The sequence below is a fragment of the Pleurocapsa sp. PCC 7327 genome, assembly GCF_000317025.1.
Classification (GTDB): Bacteria; Cyanobacteriota; Cyanobacteriia; order Cyanobacteriales; family Microcystaceae; genus Hydrococcus.
Genome location: NC_019689.1, coordinates 447,501 through 469,718, shown reverse-complemented (window position 1 = coordinate 469,718; position 22,218 = coordinate 447,501). Strand labels below are relative to the sequence as shown.

The following is a 22,218-nucleotide window of genomic DNA, read 5'->3' as shown; positions in this document are numbered from 1 at the left end:
ATTAACTTCTCCAGTTAACTTTGCTGCTCTAGAAAAAAGGAATTCCTATGAAATTTGCCAAGCGAATGAGTCGTTTAGGAACTGAATCAGCTTTCGAGGTCTTTGCCAGAGCAAAAAATTTAGAGGCGCAAGGCAGAAAGATTATTCACCTCGAAATCGGTCAGCCCGATTTTAAAACCCCCATGAATATTTGTGCAGCTGCTTTCCAGGCGATGAAAGATGGATACACCGAATACAGCCCTGCTGCCGGACTATGGGAATTTCGCGAAGTCGTAGCCGAACATATTTCGCAAACAAGAGGTATTGCGATCCATCCCGATGAAGTTGTCGTGACTCCCGGCGCCAAACCGATTGTTTTTTTTACTATCCTAGCGCTGATTGAGAAAGGAGATGAGGTAATTTATCCCAATCCGGGTTTTCCTATTTATGAATCGGTTATTAACTTTGTGGGCGCAAAAGCCGTTCCGCTGCCCTTGCGAGAGGAAGTTGATTTTCGCTTTCGCGTTGAAGATTTAATTGCCGCAATTTCCGATCGCACTCGCCTATTAATTCTTAATTCTCCCCAAAATCCGACGGGCAGTTTTCTCAAAAAAGAGGATTTAGAGGCAATTGCCAATCTGGCAAATAAATACGATTTTTACGTCCTCTCCGACGAAATCTATTCCCGCATTCTCTATGAAGGACAACACGAAAGTATTATTGGTTTTCCTGGCATGAAAGAGCGAACAATTTTGCTCGACGGTCATTCAAAAACCTATGCAATGACGGGATGGCGATTGGGCTACGCTATCGCTCCCAAGCCGCTTGTTGAGGAGATTGTACGATTAACGATTAATTCTAATTCCTGTACTTGTTCGTTTACGCAAATAGCGGGAATTGAAGCGCTCAAAGGATCGCAAGATTTCGTTACCCAAATGGTTGCCCAATTCAAACAGCGGCGGGATGCAATTGTAGAAGGTTTAAATACCATTGAGGGAATTAGTTGCCTTAAACCCGCAGGCGCTTTTTATGTCTTCCCCAATGTGAAGCAGTTGCCCCTTTCCTGCGGGGAACTTGCCGACTATCTACTCGAAGAAGCGGGAGTAGCGGTATTGTCCGGTACGGCTTTTGGAAAATTTGGCGATGGATACTTGAGGCTTTCTTATGCCAATTCTTTAGAGAATATCCAAGAAGCACTAGAGCGGATTCAAGCAGCCATTAGCAAGCTCAAATAAAATCTATTTGACAGAAGAGGGTTAAAGCAAGAAGTCTACTCTACAGATAGAACTGTGCCTCGGCATTCTCCGAATCCTACTCTGGCGTAGCCTTCTTTTTCGCAGTATCCTCGCAAAATCACTTCGTCTCCATCAGATAAGAAACCTCGCTTTTCACCTGTTGGCAGTTGAATGGGTTGTGAGCCGCGCTGGGTAAGTTCGAGCAGAGATCCTTGCGAACCTTCTTCGGCACCTGAGACTGTGCCGCTAGCCAGTAAATCTCCTGTGCGGAGATTGCAACCATTACTTGAGTGATGGGCAAGCATCTGAGCCAATGTCCAATACATCTGTGCAAAAGAAGCACGACTCAAACAAAATGGCTCCATCCCCACCTCGCGCATCTGAGCCGAAAGCAGCCATACTTCTACCGTGAGGTCGATCCCGCCCAGACTAGCATCCTGCCGCGAAAAAAGATAGGGCAACGGCGGGGGATCTCCTTGGGGACGAGAAAACGCCGAACAGCGAAAAGGGACAAGCGCTTCCAGAGTCACTACCCAAGGCGAGATGGTGGTGGCAAAATTCTTGGACAGAAAAGGACCGAGGGGTTGGTATTCCCAGGCTTGGATATCTCGTGCCGACCAATCGTTAACCAAGCAAAGTCCAAAGATGTGTTCCTCAGCATTGTCTATTGGGATGGGCTGACCTAGTTTATTTCCAGCTCCCACAAAGAATCCGACTTCCATTTCGTAGTCGAGAAGTCGAGAAGAACCGAAACTGGGGGCTGTCTCATCGGGACGCTTTCGCTGACCTTTGGGACGATTAATATACGTGCCGCTGGGTACGATAGAGGAAGCACGTCCGTGGTAGGCGATGGGGACATACTTGTAGTTGGGAAGTAGGGGATTGTCGGGGCGGAATAGCTTGCCAACGTTGGTGGCATGAAAAATTGAGGCGTAGAAGTCCGTATAATCGCCAATCTCGGCGGGTAGTAAAAGTTCGGCATCGGACATCGATACGAGAATTTCTCGTTCTGGAAGGGATTTTTGTTTGTCGTATCGCAACAGTGCGCTCAAGCAACGGCGCAGCGCCAAGGAAGCTTCGCTCCCCATCGCCATCAGTGGATTGAGATTGGTTGCCGCACAAGCTTCTTGCAGTTTCCCCGGAAGTTCTTCTAGGAGTCCGGCTTCGACACATAAAGACAAATCGAGAATGCGATCGCCTATCGCAACGCCAATACGCGAGGAGTCAATGCTATCCCGCCTGCGAAATACTCCTAAAGGAAGGTTTTGGATAGGAAAATCGGTGTCTTTTTGATTCGCCGATTCTACCCAACTGCGCAAATTCGGATCGTGTGTGGCATCGATGGGACGGATCATACGTCATTCGTAATTCGTAATTGGGAGCAGGAGGAGACTTCTGAGACGGGGGGACTGGAAGTATGGGGAGTGTGGGGAGAAAACTAGCCACTAACAACTGTACGGGTGGGTTTATCTAAAAATCCTAGAGATTTACCGACACTTCCTGCAAAAAAACTACCCCTACTCTCCAATCCAAAATCCAAAATCCTTTCATCAAATCACTAACTCCTAACAACCAATTAGCTTAACAGTTTTAGTGTCTTGAGGTCGTCTATTGGCTCTTGAAAGGAGCAGGAACCAAAGGATCGAAAGAAACGTTGTCTGGCTCCCTCTATTTCTGAAAGGTTTAGATGATGGGATGCCCAGCTAATTCCGTCTTCTGCGAATCGGAAACCTTCGATGGAAGATTCCTGAAGAATTGCTAGCGCTTCTTCTCGCGTGATTTTTTGCCAATAGGTGAGTGCTGCCGCGATCGCAACGTTAAGAAAACCGTGCATTGCGGTAGAATTGTTCTGTGGCTCGTAGGTTAGGGGATAGTCGCCTGGTAAGGCGTGATGCAGCCCGGCGGTTGCCTTAAAGGGAACTTGAGCTTCGGCAAACGAAACGATGTAATGACTTAGTTGGGATGCGGTTGGAAAAGCATCGGCGGTCGTGCTTCCAGTTCGGATTTTAGCCAATGCATCGGCGTATTGCAGGGCAGCTAGATAGGCTTCTAAGTTTCCATCCAAAGGTATTTCAAAGAATGCGTCAACGCCAGCCGAGAGATTGGGAAATACGCTTTCGATTTCGTCGGGGGGAAGTGGCGGAAATTCTAGGGCAGCGAGCTTTATTTTGCCCCCGTCAGAGATAGATTGTACCCTTTCAAGTTCTGACTCCAGATTTCCCGAAAGAATAACTGCGATCGACCATTGTTCTAGGGGAAATGCTGGCAAGAGTTGTTCAAACTCGTTCAGTCGGGATGCTGGCAGGACAAAACGACCCAGCATCCAATCATAGGAACTCATCCGATCGCGATCGTAATTCGCCATCGCCTCCCGCATGTCAAACTTGGCTGGCGGGAAAAGTCCGGCATAGTCCACGATCGATGAGAGAAGTGTTTTTATCGATCCAAGCATAAAGCCTCACTTTCTACTCAAATTCCGGTGCCCAAATACTGGCAACTGCCAGTTCCCAGCCAGGAAGCAACTCCGGCACCGTCAATATATCTCCATTGCCTAAAACCTCTGGATTTTCCATCCCAGGGCGATACACCTCCATGGTGCGGGTTCGCGGATCGACCAACACCCCAACTTGCGTGCCCAATCTCAGAAACTCCTGAATTTTGTCGCGCAGTTTTTGAAGCGTATCTGTTTTCGATTTGACCTCGAACATCAGATCGGGCACGAGTTGGGCATAATCTTCAGTCGTTCGTTTTAACCGTTCGGCACGAATAAATGAGGCATCTGGCGCACGGACATCCCCATCTTCATTAGGCAAGACAAACCCGGCACTCGAAGCTGTGACGCGCCCTAACCTACGAGGTCTAACCCAGTTGTTCAGTTCAGTAACAATGGCTGCGGCAACTTCGTCCGATTCCAATCCAGACGGACTCATAACAATAATCTTCCCACCCACTAATTCCATCCGAAGTTCGGGATTTTGAGCTTGCAATCTTTCGAGATCTTTAACCTTTAAACCAGACATGGTAACTCCAACAAGAGGTCTGAGCCTACATTATTCATTTTCGCTCAAACTCACGCTGTCAATTGCAGCTTCAGACAATGGCAATGAAGTAGATGCTTTGATTTCGTTGAGAACGATGCTAGTACGAATCTTATCCACACCTGGAATGCGAGTAATTTTGTCGAACAAAAACCTTTCTAGATGCTGGCGATTGGAGACAACTACTTTCAGCAGATAATCAAATTCGCCAGTAAGGTGGTGACATTCTAGGACTTCTGGTAATTCCTTGACGCGATCGCAAAATTGCCCGACATATTCAGGTTGATGGTGGGCAAGCGTTATCTGTGCAAAACATAACAAGTCTAAACCTATCGCCTCGCGATTGACCAACGTAACGTAACCTTCAATGATGCCGCTTTCTTCAAGCTTCTTCAGTCTTTTTTGCAGTCCCGGCGCTGAGAGATTGACCCGACGAGCCAATTCAGCGCTAGGGATCCGGCTGTTGTTTTGCAACAGGTGCAAGATCTGTCGGTCTATCTCATCCAACTGTTGAAGTTGTTCGGCGTTTTTTGGCGCTGGCTTTACCTTAGTGTTGTTCTTTAGCAATTTATCTCTCCAGTTAGACTCGTTCGAGGATGTTCGACGGATACATTGGTAGAAGATCGAATCAAATCAAAGTATATAAGGTAACGATCGATACTTTCATAACTTTAAAAATAAAATTTATAATCTTATTAAAGGCTTTTAGTTAATTAACGCAACTAAAGGTCAAGCCATTAAAAACCAGCTTTCGATTTCTAGCAAGCATCTAAGTCTGCGTCTGAGTATCCCCATCCCCAATTGCTCTCCCAACAACATCGAGAAAGGCAGTCCTAAAGACTGCTTTAAAGGAGAAATTCAAATGAGCGACTTTTTTCCTATTAAGGGATTCGACCATCTTGAGTTCTATGTCGGCAACGCCAAGCAGGCAGCGTTCTATTACTCAAAATGTTTCGGATTCACCAATACGGCATACCGGGGTCTGGAAACTGGCAGCCGCGAAACCGCTTCTTATGTAATGGAGCAAGGAGATGTCCGCTTTGTTTTGAGTACGGGGCTGAATCCAGACCACCCAATCTCAAAAAGCGTTCTCAAGCATGGAGATGGCGTAGCCGTCATTGCCATAGAAGTTCCGGATGCTGTCGATGCCTACAAAGCGGCAGTCGAGCGAGGAGCCGAAACCGCGATCGCGCCGACTGAAGAAGAAGACGGGCGCGGGATCTTCCGCTACGCCGCTATCCACGCCTACGGAGACGTATTAATCAAATTCGTCGATCGCAGCGATTATTCTGGGGCGTTTGCACCGGGTTTCGAGTCTCGTTACAGCGATCGCCCTCTCTCTTATGAGACGAAACTAAAAGCGATCGACCACGTAGTCGGAAACGTTGAAGTCGGCGGCATGGAGCGCTGGGCAAAGTTTTTTGCCGACACGATGGGCTTTAGCCTATTGGTACATTTTGACGAGAAAACGATCTCGACAGAGTACTCGGCATTAATGTCTAAAGTAATGCAGGACAATACGGGCAAAATTAAATTGCCGATCAACGAGCCTGCCGGGGGCAAACGGAAATCCCAGATCCAAGAGTATTTGGAATACCATTGCGGTCCGGGAATTCAACACGTTGCTCTCGCTACTGACGATATTATCGCGACAGTCGCCCAGCTCAAGGCGGCAGGAGTTGAGTTTCTCGACACCCCGAAAACCTATTACGAGAACTTGGAGAAACGAGTCGGCAAGATCGACGAGCCGATCGATAAGCTAGCAGAATTGGGAATTCTGGTAGATCGGGATGAAGAAGGGTATTTACTCCAGATTTTCACCCAACCCGTGCAAGATCGACCGACGCTATTCTTCGAGATAATCGAACGGCACGGAGCGCAGGGCTTTGGTGAGGGGAATTTTAAAGCTTTGTTCGAGGCGATCGAGCGCGAACAGGCGATGCGGGGCAATCTATAGAAGGAAAAAGGCAAAATACTGACTTCTCACTTGTCCTTTTTGCCTTAGATGGATAGGAAACAGACAAAGCACAGGGATGAAACCATGACTTACTACTACAAGTTAGGACGCATTCCCCACAAGCGGCATACGCAATTTCGTCAAGCCGACGGATCTTTGTATCGCGAAGAGTTGATTAGCACTCGCGGCTTTTCGGGCGTGCAATCTCTGCTCTACCACCTGCACCCGCCTACCCAGCTCGATAAACTATTGCTCGATAGCGTACTAGAAATCCCCTATGAAGAACCAGGAGCATTGCATCCCCGCCATCTGCGTGCGGCAACTGTAGCCACTGGGGGCGATGCGATCGCGGCAAGAGTTCCGCTCGCAGCTAATGACAACGTCTGCATCTCAGTGGCGCGACCGACGGAACTGATGTCCTACTGGTATCGTTTTGCCCACGGCGATGAGGTCATTTTCATCCACGAAGGCAGCGGCGTACTAGAGAGTCAATTCGGAATTCTTCGCTACCGACCGGGTGATTATTTAGTGATTCCTACCGGAGTGCTTTGGCGCATCCTTCCCGATGAAGGTAGCCAACAGCGAATGCTGGTTATCGAAGCCAATGGGCACGTCGAACCGCCCGCCCGCTATCTCAATCGTTACGGTCAATTTCTAGAACACTCTCCCTATTGCGAGCGCGACATTCGCCCGCCAGAGGAACTGATTGCCCACGACGAAGAAGGCGAGTTCGAGATTCGAGTCAAAGCTCGCGATCGCATTACCCGCTACTTTTATCGCTATCATCCCCTCGATGTGGTCGGTTGGGATGGTCATCTTTGGCCCTATGCCTTCAATATCGAGGATTTTGAGCCAATTACAGGTCGGGTTCACCAACCGCCGACCGTGCATCAAACTTTTGAAGGTCCTGGCTTTGTTGTGTGTTCTTTCGTCCCTCGGCTGTTCGACTATCACCCTTTGGCGATTCCGGCTCCATACAACCATTCCAACGTCGATTCGGATGAAGTTCTTTACTACGTTGAGGGGAACTTCATGTCGCGCAAAGGAATCGAGCGGGCATCAATTACCATTCATCCCGGCGGCATTCCCCACGGTCCTCACCCAGGAACTTACGAGGGTTCTATCGGCAAGGAACGGACTGACGAACTCGCCGTAATGATCGATACCTTTCGTCCGCTGAAGCTCACGCAATACGCGGCTGCCTTAGAGGACAAAGACTACCCCTACAGTTGGAGAGGGCAATAACCTAAACAAGATCTAATACCAATTCGCCGATGCTCCTCCACTTCGTGGAAGTCCGCGTCGGTTGGCAATTATCAGTTCGCAATTAGTCAGCAGCTCTGTGTGTAAGGCTTTTTCATCGAGCATCTATAGCGTTCTTTTTTAGAAATGGGATAAGATGCGAACCATAAGAAAATTCATCAGTATGGTCGGGGTACGGAAATTGCGATCGCTTTAGCCAGAGAACCGAACCTAGTGCACCGAGATTTTCTTGTTAGCTTGTAACTGGGAAACCTGAGATCGAGCTTCCCGAAATCGAAACCTGGAATTGAAAAACCTTACCAATTTCCGACGAATCGGGAAGCTTGAGCTTAAGCCTCCCATGAAAAAACTCCAAGATTGGAGGTGTAGTTATGTCACTTATTCGTTTTCGTTGGGAACCTTTCCGAGAAATCGAACGTTGGGAACCTTTCCGAGAAATCGAACGTTGGGAACCTTTCCGAGAAATCGAACGTTGGGAACCCTGGCGGGAAATGGAACGCATACAACAGCGCATGAATCGCTTGTTTGAAAGATTGATGCCCGATGGCGGAAGAGCGCTTTCTTTTGGCGTTCCTGTTGCTGAAATGGAAGAAACCGACAGCGAGATTCACCTCAAACTCGAAGTCCCAGGTTTGGAAGCTAAAGATCTCAACATTGAAGTGACCGCTGACTCGGTTTCGATTAGCGGCGAGCGCAAGTCTGCCACTAAGACTGAAGGAATAGGAGTCACTCGCTCTGAATTCTACTATGGCAAGTTCGAGCGAACGATTCCATTACCTGCCCACATTCAAACCGACAAAGTTCAAGCCGAATACAAAAACGGGGTCTTGAGTCTCACTATGCCGAAAACCGAGACAGAAAAACACAAAGTCGTCAAGGTTAGCGTTGCTTAATTGACGAAGTGCTTTTCAGGCTCCGCCATGCAACGGCGGACTATCTTGCACTCGGTTAGGTTAGAGATTCACTTGCGAAGCGAACAGGATTGGTAACTTAATTTTCACTACCAGTCCTGTCAACCCTATTCTTTTCTAAATGCAACGATTGGCTGGGGAGAGAACGTGTATGCCAAAAGTAGTTGGAATCGATTTAGGAACGACAAACTCTTGCATTGCTGTTATGGAGGGAGGACAGCCAACGGTCATTGCTAATGCCGAAGGACAGCGTACTACTCCCTCCGTCGTCGCATATACCAAAACGGGCGATCGCTTGGTCGGTCAAATTGCCAAACGCCAAGCGGTAATGAACCCAGAAAATACATTTTATTCGATCAAGCGCTTCGTCGGTCGCAAATATGATGAAGTTACCCACGAAGCAACCGAAGTCTCTTACAAAGTCCTGCGCGACAGCAACGGCAACGTCAAACTCAATTGCCCCGTCGCCGGCAAACAATTTGCCCCCGAAGAGATTTCTGCTCAAGTGCTGCGCAAGCTGGCTGAGGACGCAAGCAAATATTTGGGAGAAAAAGTCACTCAAGCAGTGATTACTGTTCCTGCTTACTTCAATGACTCCCAACGGCAAGCCACTAAAGACGCGGGAAAAATCGCTGGTCTCGAAGTTCTGCGCATCATCAACGAACCTACAGCAGCTGCCCTCGCCTACGGTTTAGATAAAAAGACGAATGAAACTATTCTCGTCTTTGACCTCGGCGGTGGCACTTTCGACGTATCCATCCTCGAAGTGGGCGATGGAGTCTTTGAAGTGAAATCTACTAGCGGCGACACGCACCTCGGCGGCGATGACTTCGATAAAAAAATTGTCGATTGGCTGGCTGACGAGTTTAAGCGCAACGAAGGCATCGACCTGCGCAAAGATAGGCAAGCGTTGCAGCGGCTGACGGAAGCAGCAGAGAAAGCTAAGATCGAGCTTTCGAGTGCCACTCAAACTAATATTAACCTGCCTTTTATCACTGCTACCCACGAAGGACCAAAACACCTAGAAATGACCCTGACGCGGGCACAATTCGAGCAGATGTGTTCCGACCTCATCGATCGCTGCCGCAAGCCAGTGCAACAGGCGCTTCAAGATGCTAAACTCACGACTGCCGACATCGATGAGGTAGTCCTAGTCGGCGGTGCGACGCGCATGCCAGCCGTTCAAGCTCTCGTGCGGCAAATGACGGGTAAGGAACCCTGCCAAGGCGTTAACCCCGATGAAGTCGTCGCCGTCGGTGCTGCAATTCAAGCGGGCGTTCTAGCAGGTGAAGTGTCCGACATCTTGCTGCTCGATGTTACGCCCCTATCCTTGGGCGTGGAAACCCTAGGCGGCGTAATGACCAAGATTATTCCTCGCAATACCACGATTCCTACCAAGAAATCGGAGATCTTCTCCACGGCGGCGGACGGGCAGACGGACGTAGAAGTTCACGTCCTCCAAGGCGAACGAGAATTAGCCAAAGACAATAAGAGTCTGGGTACATTCCACTTGATGGGAATTCCTCCGGCTCCCAGAGGCGTACCGCAGATTGAAGTTACCTTCGATATCGATGCTAATGGCATCCTCTCAGTTACTGCCAGAGATCGGGGCACGGGCAAACAGCAGTCGATTTCGATTACGGGTGCTTCCACGTTACCGAAAAATGAAGTGGAACGCATGGTACGAGATGCCGAATCCCATGCAGCCGAAGACAGAAAGCGCCGCGAACAAATCGATACCAAGAATCTGGCAGACTCTGCCGCCTATCAAGCCGAGAAACAACTCCGAGATTTGGGCGATCGCGTCAGTGCTGCCGATAAGAGCCGAGTAGAGGGATTGGTGAAGGATTTGCGCGAAGCGATTAACCAAGAAAACTACGATCGGATGAAGTCTCTCACTAACGAGTTGCAGCAGCTGCTCATGCAAGTAGGCAGCAACATTTACGCTCAAGCTGGAAGCGCGACGGGCGGAACGGCTGGCGGCAATGATGTTATCGATGCCGACTTTGTGGAAAACAAGTAATCCACAAAGGTTAAAAATTCATCGGCACTAGCGATCGCGCCGTGCAAGTAGGACACATTACTCAATTGATTTGACAAGGAGCTACTAGCAATGCCTATCGATACAAATAACAATCGTCGTCTGAAAATGCCTGAGCCAAAGCAGTTTGGCGGCAGCTTGATTCTCCTATTCGCGCTCCTTATTCTTTTTAATTTGTTTTTATTGCAAGGACCTCGGTATCCTACAACAGCCTATAGCGATTTTATTGCTCAGGTAGAAGCGGGTCAGGTCGAGCGGGCGGAAATCGGTCCCGAACGAATCCGATACATTTTGAAAACCGATCGCGGTGCCGATCGAACTGGGATTCAACCCGGTCAAGTTTTTGACACCATTCCCGTGCCTACAGATTTTGAATTGCCCAAGCTGCTAAGGGAGCATAATGTCAAATACTTTGTTCGACCTCCAAGTGGTATGGGCTGGCTCCGAACGGTATTGGGTTGGGTTGTCCCACCTCTTATTTTCGTTGGCATTTGGGCTTGGCTGCTCAGCCGCAGTCAAGGGGCTGGTCCTGCTGCTTTAACCATTGGGAAGAGCAAGGCTCGTATTTACTCTGAAGGCAGCACGGGCGTGACGTTTGATGATGTGGCTGGGGTGGATGAAGCGAAAGCAGAACTGCAAGAGATTGTCGATTTTCTCAAAAATGCCGGTAAATATACTCGTTTGGGTGCTAAAATCCCCAAAGGCGTGTTGCTAGTTGGTCCCCCAGGAACGGGTAAAACTTTACTAGCAAGAGCAATCGCCGGAGAGGCTGGCGTTCCCTTTTTCAGCATTTCAGGTTCCGAGTTTATTGAATTATTCGTCGGTCTTGGGGCAGCACGAGTACGCGACCTATTTGAGCAGGCAAAGCAACAAGCCCCCTGCATCGTTTTCATTGACGAATTGGACGCTCTTGGCAGATCGCGGGCAGGTGCTGGGTTTCCTTTAGGCGGCACCGAGGAGCGAGAACAAACCCTCAACCAACTTCTCTCCGAAATGGATGGCTTCGATCCCAATACCGGCGTTATTCTCTTGGCTGCTACAAACCGCCCTGAGATTCTCGATCCGGCGCTCTTGCGCCCTGGTCGGTTTGACCGTCAGGTTGTCGTCGATCGCCCGGATAAAAGCGGTCGAGAGGCAATTTTAAGAGTCCATTCCAAAACCGTAAAACTGGCTGAAGATGTTGACTTGGCGAAACTGGCAGCCCGCACGCCAGGGTTTGCGGGGGCAGATCTGGCGAATCTCGTCAATGAAGCCGCGCTGTTAGCAGCCCGGAGGAACCGCGATACAGTCACTATGACTGACTTTAACGAAGCGATCGAGCGAATTGTGACCGGGCTGGAGAAAAAATCTCGCGTCTTGAACGATCTTGAGAAAAAGACAGTAGCATATCACGAAGTCGGTCATGCGATTATTGGAGCGCTGATGCCAGGTGCAGGCACGGTTGAGAAAATCTCGGTTGTTCCCCGTGGAGTTGGAGCTTTGGGCTATACGTTACAATTACCGGAGGAAGATCGCTTCTTGATGATCGAAAATGAGCTTCGGGGTCGGATTGTGACTCTTTTAGGCGGACGCTCGGCAGAAGAATTGATCTTCGGTCAGGTTTCCACGGGAGCGAGCGATGATATTCAAAAAGCCACCGATCTGGCTGAGCGATTTGTCACTCTCTACGGGATGAGTGATGAACTCGGACCTATTGCTTTCGAGAGAACCCAACAACAATTTTTGGAAGGAACTATTAATCCTCGGCGTTCGGTCAGCCCTAAAGTCGCTGAAGAGATCGATCGCGAAGTGAAGGAGATTGTCGATAGCGCACATCACATCGCGCTGACGATCTTAGCTAAGAATCGGAATCTGCTCGAAGAGATGGCGACTGCGCTCCTCGATAGCGAAACCTTGGAGGGAGAAAACCTCAAAGAGTGGCTTAGCCGGGCACAATCTTGTACGGAGGTGACTCAATGGTTACAAACTGGCAAACTTTCTCCTGGAACGCAGTTGATGCAAACGAAACTCGATAACCAACAATCGGTTGCTGTAGCTGCTCTTGGAAGTTAGAAAGTTTGGATGGTTCGCGCTCCCATCAGGCGATCGCTCAAGATCCGATCTAAGTAAAATAGCTAGATTGGATTGGTTTTAAAAAACTTTTTAATTGTGCAGGGAATTCTAACAGTTCTTCTATCCGCCTTTTTCTTAACTTTCCACAACATTACTGTCCGAGTTCTGTTTTCAGAGCATCTCTTTCTTGGTTTATTCCTACTCGGCGGATATGTTAAACCCAATTTGCCTAATTCATTTTTGCTGATGTTTATGCGGATGCTGTTAGTAGTTCCACTAATAATAGTTCTCGCTATCCGGCTGTATCCATCGGCTTTAAAAGAATTCCGAGACTTATTTGTCCGCGATCGCAGGGATGCTCTGATGCAAGCATTTGGCTGTGGCGTGTTGATGTTTGTCTACATTGCCTCGCTCTATATTGCCATTGGTTTGATTCCGACTGGAATTGCCATGACGCTCTTCTTTACCTATCCAGTTTTTACGGCATTACTATCCTGGAAGTTTTTTGGCGATCGTCCTACGTTTTTTCGCTGGATAATCATGGGCATGATTTTGGCAGGCAGTGCCCTTACTATTCCCCGGTCTTCTGCCACTAATAACCATTATGCGATTGCGAGCGGCATTCTCGCCAGTATCGGTTCTGGGATCGTTTATGCTTTTTACAATGTGATTGCCCAAAAATGTTTTGAAAGACTGCACCCGATCCCCTTTACTTGGATTAGTTTTGCCTCTACACTGCTGCTTTCTGGCATTAGCTTATTGTTTTGGCAGCTTCCCGATGCTCGACTTGCATGGACTCCCTTGTGGATTGGCAGTATCTTTTCAGGTTTGGTCAGCTTTATCGGACATACCCTCAACAATATCGGCATTCGTATAATTGGTGCAACTGCCGCTTCTATAATTGGTTCTAGTAGTCCGGCATTGACGGCACTACTCGCATGGGCAACAATTCGCGAAACTCTTGATGGGATTCAGATTGTCGGAATTGGCATCGTCACGCTAGGGATTGCTTTGCTCAGTGGAGAACGAACTTTTTGGACTGAACGTGATTAATACCATTTTGGATTTTGGATTGAGAAAGACTCATCTCATCCAGGTTTTAAAACCCATCTGTAGCCAAGATTTTTCAAATTAGTATAATCTTCCAGCACGTCGGACAGCCTATCGGAGTCACTATTTTACCGTGTAGTCATTCCGCCGATCCTCGCGAGGCGATCTGCTTTAACTTTTCAAAAAAATTTTGTCACAGAACTTCTGAGTATCCTCGCTAAGTAGGGGAATACAGTGCCTCTTCCCAAGTAAGATGTCCTCCGGTCACGATCTTGTCCTTCGGTTCTATTTTCATAGACGTTCAATCTTTCGCCGTCCCAAGATAATGACTGTTGGTATAAATAGTTGTGTAAGCGTTCGTACCCAGTCACATTGCATCACCTTTTCTCTATTCATGTAGGGTAAAATTTACGCGCCCGTTGCTTCCCCAAGCGAGCATTGTATAGATGTTGATATTTGGGGAAGCTTCTTGGCGTTCGCCTTTCGTCAACGCCTTTCTTGCTACTACTACAACGCAGTAGTTGCTAGATGATAAAAGTCATCAAGGGCATCCAGCGTCTCCAATGAAGATAATTAATGTACCAAAGGGCTAACATTCTCTTGTCTCCACGTATTCAAACCCGTCATTAAGCTGACGGTAAATAGTTTTCCATTCATGGGTGCTGTCAGCATATACGCTGACATAGTAGGCAGTATTGTCCTCATACTGCCAATAGCTGTGTTTATAAGTAGACATAGTTATCTCCTTCTTCCCATTATTGATTGAGTGTTACTTTGCCTGTGCGATCGCGATTACGTAGTGTAGATGTGTAAATGCGATCGCGAGTATTGGTGAAGCGTTAACATTCGATACGTTAGCGTCTCGCCTAGTATTTCTGCTGCGGGAATAGTCTCACTGTTGCTAGGTTCCTAACAACGTGCTTTTACCTTGGCAAGTGAAGGGATAAAGCCAAGTATCATAACGCTCAGAACCAGTAACATTCGAGTCTAAGAATGCTACTGAGTTCATGACCAATATACATATAACATAATAACTTATTTAAAGACAAAGTGTGTTGGCACGCTGTCATGTAGCAATAAAATCTATTGTGCGAATTCTAATGGGTTTTGCAAGACAGAGTTATCAACTCAAGTAAAAGCAGACTTGCAGTTAATTAATTGATGAATTCATCATCTTTTAATTTTGAGCATGACCCGCTCGATTAGTTCTGGGTAGGAATTTCCCGCAAGCGATCGCTATCCTTCAACCCAGTCAAAACTCAAAACACAACGAAAAGTAACCAGATAAAAAGCGAGAATAATTTTTAGATACCTAGTTCGATATCTTAATAAATTTTACTAACAAATCCAAATGTTAGAGTTCTTTTTTCTTATTATTTTAGATTTAAAAGCAATTTTGCTGTCGCTTCAACCCCGGCAAAAAAATAACAAAAATTTTCTATAAAATAGGAATTGGAGAGACAAAATCATACCCATTTAAAGCAACTAGCTATGTAAGTAATTACTTACGAGGAATATAAAAATGATAAAGCCCTTTAAACCCACTACCGATCCGGCTTACGATATTTTCCGCTCCGAGCGCCAGCCCCTCAACTCCATCTTGGCACCGGAGACGATAGCCGTGTTCGGGGCTACCGAAAAAGAAGGAAGTGTGGGGCGAACTTTACTGTGGAACCTAATCAGCAACCCATTTGGCGGTACGGTTTTTCCCATCAATCCCGCCCGACGCAGTGTCCTGGGCATTAAAGCCTACCCCAATATCAAGGCAGTCCCAGAACCAGTGGAGCTAGCGGTCATTGCTACTCCCGCACCGACAGTGCCCGGCATCATTGGAGAGTGCGTTGAAGCTGGTGTCAAAGGTGCGATTATCATTTCTGCGGGCTTTAAAGAAATCGGCTCGGCGGGACTCGATTTAGAGCGGCAAATCATCGAGAAAGCACGGGGCAAGATGCGCATTATCGGTCCCAATTGCCTTGGAGTCATGAATCCGCATACGGGTCTCAATGCCACTTTTGCCAGCGCAATAGCTCGTCCCGGAAATGTTGGCTTTATCAGTCAGAGCGGTGCCCTATGTACTGCTGTCCTCGATTGGAGCTTTTCTGAGAATGTCGGTTTTAGTGCCTTTATTTCCACTGGCACGATGCTAGATGTGGGTTGGGGCGATCTGATTGACTATCTCGGTAGCGATCCCTACACTCAGAGCATTATTATTTACATGGAGTCGATAGGTGATGCCCGATCTTTCCTCTCTGCGGCAAGGGAGGTGGCATTAACTAAGCCAATCATCGTCATCAAAGCGGGTCAGACGCAAGCAGCAGCTAAGGCATCCGCCTCCCATACCGGAGCCATGGCAGGTAGTGACGAAGTTATCGATGCTGCCTTTCGCCGCTGCGGGGTGCTGCGGGTCAATCGCATTTCAGAACTGTTCGCTCTGGCAGAGGTACTAGCCAAACATCCCCGCTTGCCCAAAGGGCCTCGACTGACCATTATCACCAATGCTGGAGGACCGGGGGTACTGGCGACTGATACCTTAATTGCCACGGGAGGCGAACTGGCAGAACTTTCTGAAACAACAATTGCCCAACTCAACGAATGTCTGCCCCCTCACTGGAGTCATGGCAACCCGATTGACATTCTAGGTGACGCGAACCCAGAACGCTATGCCAAAGCCGTAGAGATTGCCCTCAAAGATCCGGGCAGTGACGGTTTACTGGTGATTCTAACTCCCCAAGCCATGACCGATCCCACCCAGACAGCCGAACAGTTGAAACATCTCGCTAAAAAGGCTGACAAACCCGTCTTGGCTAGTTGGATGGGGGGAGATCAGATAGCAGCGGGTGAGTCTATTCTCAATCGCGCTGGCATTTCCACCTATCGCTATCCCGATTCAGCAGCGCGGCTCTTTAATTTCATGTGGCGATACAGCTACAACTTGAGCGGCATCTACGAAACTCCGACGATACCCCCAGATGAGGAAGGAGTGCCTAATCGCGTTCTGGCAGAAGCGATTATCAAATCAGTGCGCCACAAAGGTAGAACTATTCTCACCGAACTGGAATCTAAACGCATTCTGTCCGCCTACGGTCTTCCTGTTATCCAGACGGCGATAGCCGAGAATGAAACCGAAGCAGTAGAATTAGCTAACGCTATCGGCTATCCCGTAGTGCTGAAACTCCTGTCGGAAACCATTACCCATAAAACCGATGTAGGTGGGGTGCAGTTGAATCTCCTTAGCGCAGAAGATGTCAAATGGGCTTATCGTGCCATTGAAACATCGGTGAGAGAAAAAGCTGGGAAGGAGCATTTCCTAGGAGTAACCGTACAGCCAATGCTCAACCTCAATGGCGGTTATGAACTAATCGTCGGTAGTAGCGTCGATCCCCAATTTGGACCAGTGCTGCTGTTTGGCTCCGGGGGACAACTGGTAGAGGTGTTTAGAGATCGAGCGCTAGCGCTACCTCCTCTCAATACAACCCTGGCGCGGCGGATGATGGAACAAACCAAAATTTATAAAGCCCTCAAAGGAGTCCGAGGACGCAAATCTGTGGATCTTCGCGCTTTAGAGCATCTGATAGTTCGATTCAGCCAGCTTGTGGTCGAGCAGCCTTGGATTAGAGAAATTGACATCAATCCTCTGTTCGTCTCTTCAGAACAGATGATGGTGCTGGATGCCCGGATCGTGCTTCACCCAGAAGAGGTCACAGAAGGCCGACTTCCCAAACTAGCAATTCGTCCCTATCCACTCCAATACGTCGCACTATGGAAGATGGAAGATGGCACCCCCGTCACGATTCGCCCCATTCGACCCGAAGATGAGCCGCAAATGGTTCAATTCTACCAAACCCTCTCCGAGCAAAGTATCTATTTGCGTTACTTCCATCTGATGGCACTGAGTCGGCTCACTACCCACGAGTGGTTAACCCGCCTCTGCTTTATTGACTACGACCGCGAGATGGCACTGGTGGCAGAGCACCGAAATCCGGCAACTGGAACCCCCGAAATCCTAGCAGTAGGTCGCTTAAGTAAATTGCCAGGGGTGAACGAGGGTGAATTCGCTATGCTGGTCAGCGATCCATACCAGCGTCTTGGCTTAGGGACTGAGTTGCTGAAACGACTGGTACAAGTTGGTCGCGACGAGCAATTAGAGCGGATCTCGGCTGAAATTTTGCCTGAAAATCATGCCATGCAGCGAGTGTGTGAAAAAGTCGGTTTTCGCCTCCGTCGCACTCCTGAGTTAGTGAAAGCAGAGATTGATTTATGAATTTACTATTATGACAGAGAAGAACTTGCAGCAGTTCACGAATGAGTTTGAATCCAGCGAATCGCTTGCGGCCAAATGTGCAGATGAGCCTGCCGTCCGACGAGCATCCCGACGTGTTGCAGAGCGACTCCCGTGTCTCCTTCATACCAAAGCAGTTGAGAATCGGGATGGCGAATGGCTTGATGGAATGGCACGACGGACTGAGGCGGAACGAGTCGGCATCGCGCATCTACCACGCTCAGCACCGAAGCCGTCACCTGCTCTGGCAGAGCCAGCTTTCCCCCAACTCTTAAGGTTCCGCTCAGAAAGCGATCTTCGCGATACAATTTCTCAACAACTTCTTCAAAAAGATGCTGTGCCATCGGCATCTCTTCGAGCGTCCAGTGGACGACCCGCAGGTGGGTCAATCGGGCGTGGCGATCCCGAAGGCTTAAAATCCAATCCAGCCATCGGTCAAATCCGAGGGGGACTGGAGCGATAGTTCCGGAGACGATAGAGAGAAATGAGCCGGGAACATTTCCCAGAGCTGCCGTTAAAAAAGAAGTTTTGGGAGAAGCTGCTACGAAAGAAGCCAGAATTCCCGACGACGAACCAAAACCAAGAGGAGATCCCAGGAGGATCAGTCCTTTGACTCGTTCGGGGTGGAGGGCGCAAAAGATGGCAGCGAGAGTTCCTCCCAAGGAATGCCCGGCTAGGAAAATCTGTGATTGTCCGGTCTCCAGCGAGATCTGTTCCAAGCAGTCTAGAATAAGGCGGTCAGCATATTCCGACAAACCAAAATCTCGTTGAGCTTCTCCTGGCGGCTCCCACTCGATAAGGTATATTTGCAATCCTGCCCGAAGGCAATGCCGCACAACGCTGACCGAGGGACTCAAATCCCAAATCGATGCGCTTTTAATCGGGGCGGGAACGATTAGCATTACTGGCCCGCTCTCCCAGTCGGATCTATAGGAGCGAAGCCCGATCCCAGGTTCGGAAAAAATAATCTGAAACGGAGTTTCTACTGCTCCTAACCCGAACTCAGCGAGTTGGCGTGCGAGCCATCGGCGAGAACGATCTAGTTGGGAAAAATAGAGGGAAGCTCCCTTACTTAACCAGGTTAAATAGTTCATGTTGCTATGAACTCGATCTATTCATCGCGATTGGCTCTTCTTTGACCACTATTATTATGGCAATCTATTAGTTTTCTTGCCTAATAGACTTCTTAATATTTTTACAAGGGGTCTAATAAACACTTGAGATGAGACCCTTGTGAGACGATCGCGATGGCATCCTAAACGACGACTCCTGACGCAAACGATCCACCATGCATCCCAACCCCCGCGATCGCGAATCCACAATCCGGGCAGCATCCATCTTGGATTCGGTTGTCTAACATTCCCAAACCACTGCGCTCAATCAGTACGCTACCGCATCCGGGACAGTAAGTGTTCTGGCTCTCCGCATCGGGGACATTGCCTATGTAGACGTATCTTAGCCCGGCTGCCAGTCCGATTTCCCGTGCCTGACGCAGCTTATCTAGCGCTGTCGGTGGCACATCGGTCAGCTTGTAATCCGGGAAGAAGCGGCTGAGATGCCAGGGGGTATCCACACCAAGCTCTTGAGCGATGAATTGCGCGGCATCCCTCAACTCTGCCGGATCGTCATTGATGCCGGGGATTGCCAAGGTCGTCACTTCGAGCCAAATCCCCAGCCGTTTCATTGTCTTGAGACTGTCTAGCACTGGCTGTAGCCGCGCCCCGATATAGTGCCGATAGGTTCGATCGCGAAATGCTTTCAGGTCAATATTGGCAGCATCCAGATAAGGTTGGATGGTCTCCAACATTTCAGCGGTCATGTAGCCGTTAGTCACGTAAATGTTGGCTAAACCAGCCGCACGAGCGAGTCGTGCCGTATCATAGGTATACTCGAAAAAGATGGTCGGCTCCGTGTAGGTGTAAGCAACACTGTGACAGCCGAAGCGCTGTGCATCAGCCACGATTTGTTCGGGGGTTGCCTCATAGCCAGCAATGATATGCCCGAGACGCGGCATTTGGGAAATCTCCCAATTTTGGCACCAGGCACAGCGAAAGTTACAACCTGGGGTGGCGATCGAATAAGCGGTCGAACCCGGATAAAAATGAAACAACGGCTTTTTCTCTACTGGGTCTATATTTTGGCTAATCGTGCGCCCGTAAACCAGCGTATAAAGCTTTCCGCCTTCATTTTCGCGAACTTGACAAATCCCCATTTTGCCATCGGCGATGAGGCAACGATGGGCGCACAGATGGCAGCGAACTCGATTGTCTGCTAGCTTTTCATAAAGCATTGCTTCTTTCATTGCCATGACTACTCGATCGCGCGGAACGCAGCTTCAATATCTTTCTAACGCGATCGGGTTTTCGTAGATAGAAGCGTTTAGAAAAATTGATATCTTCTCCACAGAATCATAAAAAAATTAATTGAGACTAGAGACTCTCAAGTTCTACTACCATAAACCCTCACAATTTCCTCACTTTCAATCGGTAGAGTTAGATTGATAACACCCTCTTTGAATCAGTGCAAGTATTATGCATGATGACAATCGATCGAAGTAGTGATTCATCAATTGATGGTAAATATTGGTGGGTAGAGATCGTCACAGCTAACCCTCAGTGCATCTACTACTTCGGACCCTTTCAGAGTTCTCAAGAAGCTCAAACTATGGGTCCGGGTTATATCGAAGACTTACAAGCAGAGGGGGCTAAAGAAATTCAAGCGAGCATCAAATACTGTAACCCAAAACAGTTAACCATATTTGAGGGGGAAAGTTGCTAGAAAAGAGGAGTGAGTCATGGAGGAGAAAGTCAAAAACTTCATCCTCGAACTGATGGGGGAACACAACATAATGACCTTAGCAACTATTCGCGAAGATGGATATCCCCAAGCGACTACAGTTGCTTATGCCAATGATGGCTTGACGATCTACGCTGTTGTATCCCCAGACAGCCAGAAAGTACACAATATCAAAAAGTGCAATAAGGTATCGCTGACCATCGATCGCGACTACGAAGACTGGAATCAGATTAAAGGACTCTCAATGGGAGCGATTGCTGAAATTGTCACCGATCCCGATGAGTTCGAGCGCGCGATCGCCATTCTCGAAAACAAGTTTCCACAGATCGCGAGTATGTCTTGGCATCCCACTGCTGAGACAGTGGCGCTTCTCAAGATTACGCCCAAGGTAATTTCAGTGCTTAACTATGCATTGGGATTTGGACATACCGATCTGATTGAAGTTTAGGGGAAGTTTGATAAATGGTTGGGTACGCTGGCTGCTTAACATTTATTGAGGTTAGGTCAATTAGCCGATCGTTACACTAGAAGTGGAGGGGAGTTAGAAAAGTTCTTTATCTTTAGGAAAAGCTTTTTGATAAGATGCTTTAGGAGGTTTGGTATGTCCACCTACATTATTTTGAGCAATCTAACTGATGAAGGAGCCAAAACCCTCAAACACAACCCAGAGCGAATCAAAGAAGTTAATAAGGAATTTGAAGCCCTGGGCGTGAAAGTTCTCTCGCAGTATGCCGTGCTTGGACCTTATGATTTCGTTAATATCGTCGAGGGACCGGACAACGTGCAAATGGCGCGGATAGCTGCTGAGTTAAGCTCCCGTGGCAGCGTAAGAGTTCTAACTATGGCAGCCATTCCGATTGATGAATTCATCGGCAGTTTCCAAAAAAAGACCGATACGGCTGAGTTAGTCACCTCTGTCTAAATCGGGCTGGCAGCGATCGCTTCCTTGACTTGTCCGAGTCGATCTTGCTTACCGAGTGCGATCCTTATTTCATTCATGTCCGACAACTGTTGTAAGGCTTGAGTAATCTGAGAAATTGTGTTGGTTTTAAGGGTATGGATTGGCACTCGATAGTTTTTAGCTATGCGCGGTAGGTCGGCGTTTTTTCTCAAGTGCGATCGCAATGCCAAGATGGCATCAGCCTTCTCGATTTTCCGGGTCAGGACGATAGGTAAATTCAGCGTCTCGATCGCAGACATCAGTTGGTGAAGACCAATGCCGTAGGCATAGAGACGCAACGGCGCAGTTTTGCCCATGAGAGCCAGCTTGTAACGAACAGAGTCCGAGAATTGCACGTTTGGGAAAGGGATGATTTGCCCAGTCTTTTGCCAACCGTTTGACTCGGAAACGTCTAAAAGTTCGTAGGAAATTGATTGTCTGTGCACTGGCACGCGGGGAACCGTGCGAGTAATCGCGACCCGACCGTTTCCATTCATCGTTCTCACTTGCAGATGTGGCTGATGCCCCCGCAGGAGGCTATCTACGGTATCGGCGACGCTTTCATGAACCACCCAGCGCTGCCGTTCCAGCATTTCTACGGCAATGTCAAAAGTGGGAGGCGCTTTGCGTTCTCGCACGGTCTTCTGGCTACCCCGTCGTCTAGCTTCTTCATCGCC

19 protein-coding genes (1 of these 19 cut by a window edge) are annotated in these 22,218 nt (G+C 48.5%); 11 read left to right on the top strand and 8 right to left on the bottom strand.

The genetic code is table 11. The features are described from left to right. The first annotated feature begins 47 nt into the window (after nt 1-47). Entirely contained in the window at nt 48-1,214 is a 1,167-nt protein-coding gene (locus PLE7327_RS02005) for a pyridoxal phosphate-dependent aminotransferase (protein ID WP_015142190.1), read from the top strand. Between the two features lie 35 nt (nt 1,215-1,249). Here PLE7327_RS02005 and fahA read toward each other — a convergent pair whose 3' ends face one another. The 4 genes from fahA to PLE7327_RS01985 all read right to left on the bottom strand — a co-directional run bounded on the left by fahA (nt 1,250) and on the right by PLE7327_RS01985 (nt 4,819). Next, nucleotides 1,250-2,569 (bottom strand): fumarylacetoacetase, encoded by a 1,320-nt coding sequence (fahA, locus tag PLE7327_RS02000; protein ID WP_015142189.1) that lies wholly within the window; start codon nt 2,567-2,569, stop codon nt 1,250-1,252. A 221-nt stretch (nt 2,570-2,790) separates the two neighbouring features. Beyond that, nucleotides 2,791-3,666, bottom strand: a complete 876-nt coding sequence (locus tag PLE7327_RS01995; protein ID WP_015142188.1) for a hypothetical protein — start codon at nt 3,664-3,666, stop codon at nt 2,791-2,793. A gap of 13 nt (nt 3,667-3,679) precedes the next feature. After that, nucleotides 3,680-4,234 carry a Uma2 family endonuclease gene (locus PLE7327_RS01990; RefSeq protein ID WP_015142187.1) on the bottom strand — a complete coding sequence of 185 codons (555 nt, stop codon included), beginning with the start codon at nt 4,232-4,234 and terminating at the stop codon, nt 3,680-3,682. A gap of 30 nt (nt 4,235-4,264) precedes the next feature. Then, on the bottom strand, nt 4,265-4,819 hold the full coding sequence (locus tag PLE7327_RS01985; RefSeq protein WP_015142186.1) for an Lrp/AsnC family transcriptional regulator: 555 nt from the start codon (nt 4,817-4,819) through the stop codon (nt 4,265-4,267). Nucleotides 4,820-5,114: 295 nt separating this feature from the next. Here PLE7327_RS01985 and hppD point away from each other — a divergent pair, with 295 nt between their 5' ends. The 6 genes from hppD to PLE7327_RS01955 all read left to right on the top strand — a co-directional run bounded on the left by hppD (nt 5,115) and on the right by PLE7327_RS01955 (nt 13,529). Continuing rightward, nucleotides 5,115-6,209 carry a 4-hydroxyphenylpyruvate dioxygenase gene (gene hppD / locus PLE7327_RS01980; protein WP_015142185.1) on the top strand — a complete coding sequence of 365 codons (1,095 nt, stop codon included), beginning with the start codon at nt 5,115-5,117 and terminating at the stop codon, nt 6,207-6,209. Between the two features lie 84 nt (nt 6,210-6,293). After that, entirely contained in the window at nt 6,294-7,454 is a 1,161-nt protein-coding gene (locus PLE7327_RS01975; RefSeq protein WP_041391779.1) for a homogentisate 1,2-dioxygenase, read from the top strand. A gap of 389 nt (nt 7,455-7,843) precedes the next feature. After that, the gene (locus tag PLE7327_RS01970; RefSeq protein ID WP_015142183.1) at nt 7,844-8,365 is read left to right on the top strand and encodes an Hsp20/alpha crystallin family protein; all 522 of its coding nucleotides are present in this window, start codon (nt 7,844-7,846) and stop codon (nt 8,363-8,365) included. Nucleotides 8,366-8,534: 169 nt separating this feature from the next. Then, nucleotides 8,535-10,406, top strand: coding sequence for a molecular chaperone DnaK (gene dnaK / locus PLE7327_RS01965; protein ID WP_015142182.1), 1,872 nt, complete (start codon nt 8,535-8,537; stop codon nt 10,404-10,406). Between the two features lie 90 nt (nt 10,407-10,496). After that, the gene (gene ftsH, locus PLE7327_RS01960; RefSeq protein WP_015142181.1) at nt 10,497-12,476 is read left to right on the top strand and encodes an ATP-dependent zinc metalloprotease FtsH; all 1,980 of its coding nucleotides are present in this window, start codon (nt 10,497-10,499) and stop codon (nt 12,474-12,476) included. Between the two features lie 96 nt (nt 12,477-12,572). Next, nucleotides 12,573-13,529, top strand: coding sequence for a DMT family transporter (locus tag PLE7327_RS01955; RefSeq protein WP_015142180.1), 957 nt, complete (start codon nt 12,573-12,575; stop codon nt 13,527-13,529). Nucleotides 13,530-14,115: 586 nt separating this feature from the next. Here the strand turns inward: PLE7327_RS01955 and PLE7327_RS24670 are convergent. Beyond that, complete coding sequence (locus PLE7327_RS24670; protein ID WP_015142179.1) at nt 14,116-14,262, bottom strand: hypothetical protein; 147 nt, start codon at nt 14,260-14,262, stop codon at nt 14,116-14,118. A gap of 786 nt (nt 14,263-15,048) precedes the next feature. Here PLE7327_RS24670 and PLE7327_RS01950 point away from each other — a divergent pair. Next, nucleotides 15,049-17,787: a bifunctional acetate--CoA ligase family protein/GNAT family N-acetyltransferase gene (locus tag PLE7327_RS01950; protein WP_015142178.1), complete on the top strand. Its 2,739-nt coding sequence runs from the start codon at nt 15,049-15,051 to the stop codon at nt 17,785-17,787. A 35-nt stretch (nt 17,788-17,822) separates the two neighbouring features. Here PLE7327_RS01950 and PLE7327_RS01945 read toward each other — a convergent pair whose 3' ends face one another. Both PLE7327_RS01945 and amrS read right to left on the bottom strand, forming a co-directional pair. Beyond that, nucleotides 17,823-18,899: an alpha/beta fold hydrolase gene (locus PLE7327_RS01945; RefSeq protein ID WP_015142177.1), complete on the bottom strand. Its 1,077-nt coding sequence runs from the start codon at nt 18,897-18,899 to the stop codon at nt 17,823-17,825. Between the two features lie 161 nt (nt 18,900-19,060). After that, the gene (gene amrS / locus PLE7327_RS01940) at nt 19,061-20,107 is read right to left on the bottom strand and encodes an AmmeMemoRadiSam system radical SAM enzyme (protein WP_041391778.1); all 1,047 of its coding nucleotides are present in this window, start codon (nt 20,105-20,107) and stop codon (nt 19,061-19,063) included. 233 nt (nt 20,108-20,340) lie between these two features. On the opposite strand from amrS, the gene PLE7327_RS01935 reads away from it, so the two are divergent. The 3 genes from PLE7327_RS01935 to PLE7327_RS01925 all read left to right on the top strand — a co-directional run bounded on the left by PLE7327_RS01935 (nt 20,341) and on the right by PLE7327_RS01925 (nt 21,523). Beyond that, nucleotides 20,341-20,583, top strand: coding sequence for a DUF1816 domain-containing protein (locus PLE7327_RS01935; RefSeq protein ID WP_015142175.1), 243 nt, complete (start codon nt 20,341-20,343; stop codon nt 20,581-20,583). Nucleotides 20,584-20,599: 16 nt separating this feature from the next. Then, a complete protein-coding gene (locus PLE7327_RS01930) occupies nt 20,600-21,049 on the top strand; it encodes a pyridoxamine 5'-phosphate oxidase family protein (RefSeq protein WP_015142174.1) in 450 nt (149 codons plus the stop codon). A 153-nt stretch (nt 21,050-21,202) separates the two neighbouring features. Then, a complete protein-coding gene (locus PLE7327_RS01925) occupies nt 21,203-21,523 on the top strand; it encodes a GYD domain-containing protein (RefSeq protein WP_015142173.1) in 321 nt (106 codons plus the stop codon). On the opposite strand, the gene PLE7327_RS01920 is transcribed toward PLE7327_RS01925, so the two are convergent. Beyond that, nucleotides 21,520-22,218: the final stretch of an AAA family ATPase gene (locus tag PLE7327_RS01920; protein ID WP_015142172.1), read on the bottom strand. The gene runs 780 nt beyond the window's last position; the window shows 699 of its 1,479 coding nt (coding positions 781-1,479); its start codon lies beyond the right edge, outside the window; the stop codon is at nt 21,520-21,522. The two genes, PLE7327_RS01925 and PLE7327_RS01920, sit on opposite strands and share 4 nt — an antisense overlap.

What these genes read in the sequence shown, in the direction of transcription:
- PLE7327_RS02005 (WP_015142190.1), top strand. Translation starts at nt 48, where the DNA reads ATGAAATTTGCCAAGCGAATGAGTCGTTTAGGAACTGAATCAGCTTTC.
- fahA (WP_015142189.1), bottom strand. Translation starts at nt 2,569, where the DNA reads ATGATCCGTCCCATCGATGCCACACACGATCCGAATTTGCGCAGTTGG.
- PLE7327_RS01995 (WP_015142188.1), bottom strand. Translation starts at nt 3,666, where the DNA reads ATGCTTGGATCGATAAAAACACTTCTCTCATCGATCGTGGACTATGCC.
- PLE7327_RS01990 (WP_015142187.1), bottom strand. Translation starts at nt 4,234, where the DNA reads ATGTCTGGTTTAAAGGTTAAAGATCTCGAAAGATTGCAAGCTCAAAAT.
- hppD (WP_015142185.1), top strand. Translation starts at nt 5,115, where the DNA reads ATGAGCGACTTTTTTCCTATTAAGGGATTCGACCATCTTGAGTTCTAT.
- PLE7327_RS01975 (WP_041391779.1), top strand. Translation starts at nt 6,294, where the DNA reads ATGACTTACTACTACAAGTTAGGACGCATTCCCCACAAGCGGCATACG.
- PLE7327_RS01970 (WP_015142183.1), top strand. Translation starts at nt 7,844, where the DNA reads ATGTCACTTATTCGTTTTCGTTGGGAACCTTTCCGAGAAATCGAACGT.
- dnaK (WP_015142182.1), top strand. Translation starts at nt 8,535, where the DNA reads ATGCCAAAAGTAGTTGGAATCGATTTAGGAACGACAAACTCTTGCATT.
- ftsH (WP_015142181.1), top strand. Translation starts at nt 10,497, where the DNA reads ATGCCTATCGATACAAATAACAATCGTCGTCTGAAAATGCCTGAGCCA.
- PLE7327_RS24670 (WP_015142179.1), bottom strand. Translation starts at nt 14,262, where the DNA reads ATGTCTACTTATAAACACAGCTATTGGCAGTATGAGGACAATACTGCC.
- PLE7327_RS01950 (WP_015142178.1), top strand. Translation starts at nt 15,049, where the DNA reads ATGATAAAGCCCTTTAAACCCACTACCGATCCGGCTTACGATATTTTC.
- PLE7327_RS01945 (WP_015142177.1), bottom strand. Translation starts at nt 18,899, where the DNA reads ATGAACTATTTAACCTGGTTAAGTAAGGGAGCTTCCCTCTATTTTTCC.
- amrS (WP_041391778.1), bottom strand. Translation starts at nt 20,107, where the DNA reads ATGAAAGAAGCAATGCTTTATGAAAAGCTAGCAGACAATCGAGTTCGC.
- PLE7327_RS01935 (WP_015142175.1), top strand. Translation starts at nt 20,341, where the DNA reads ATGATGACAATCGATCGAAGTAGTGATTCATCAATTGATGGTAAATAT.
- PLE7327_RS01930 (WP_015142174.1), top strand. Translation starts at nt 20,600, where the DNA reads ATGGAGGAGAAAGTCAAAAACTTCATCCTCGAACTGATGGGGGAACAC.
- PLE7327_RS01925 (WP_015142173.1), top strand. Translation starts at nt 21,203, where the DNA reads ATGTCCACCTACATTATTTTGAGCAATCTAACTGATGAAGGAGCCAAA.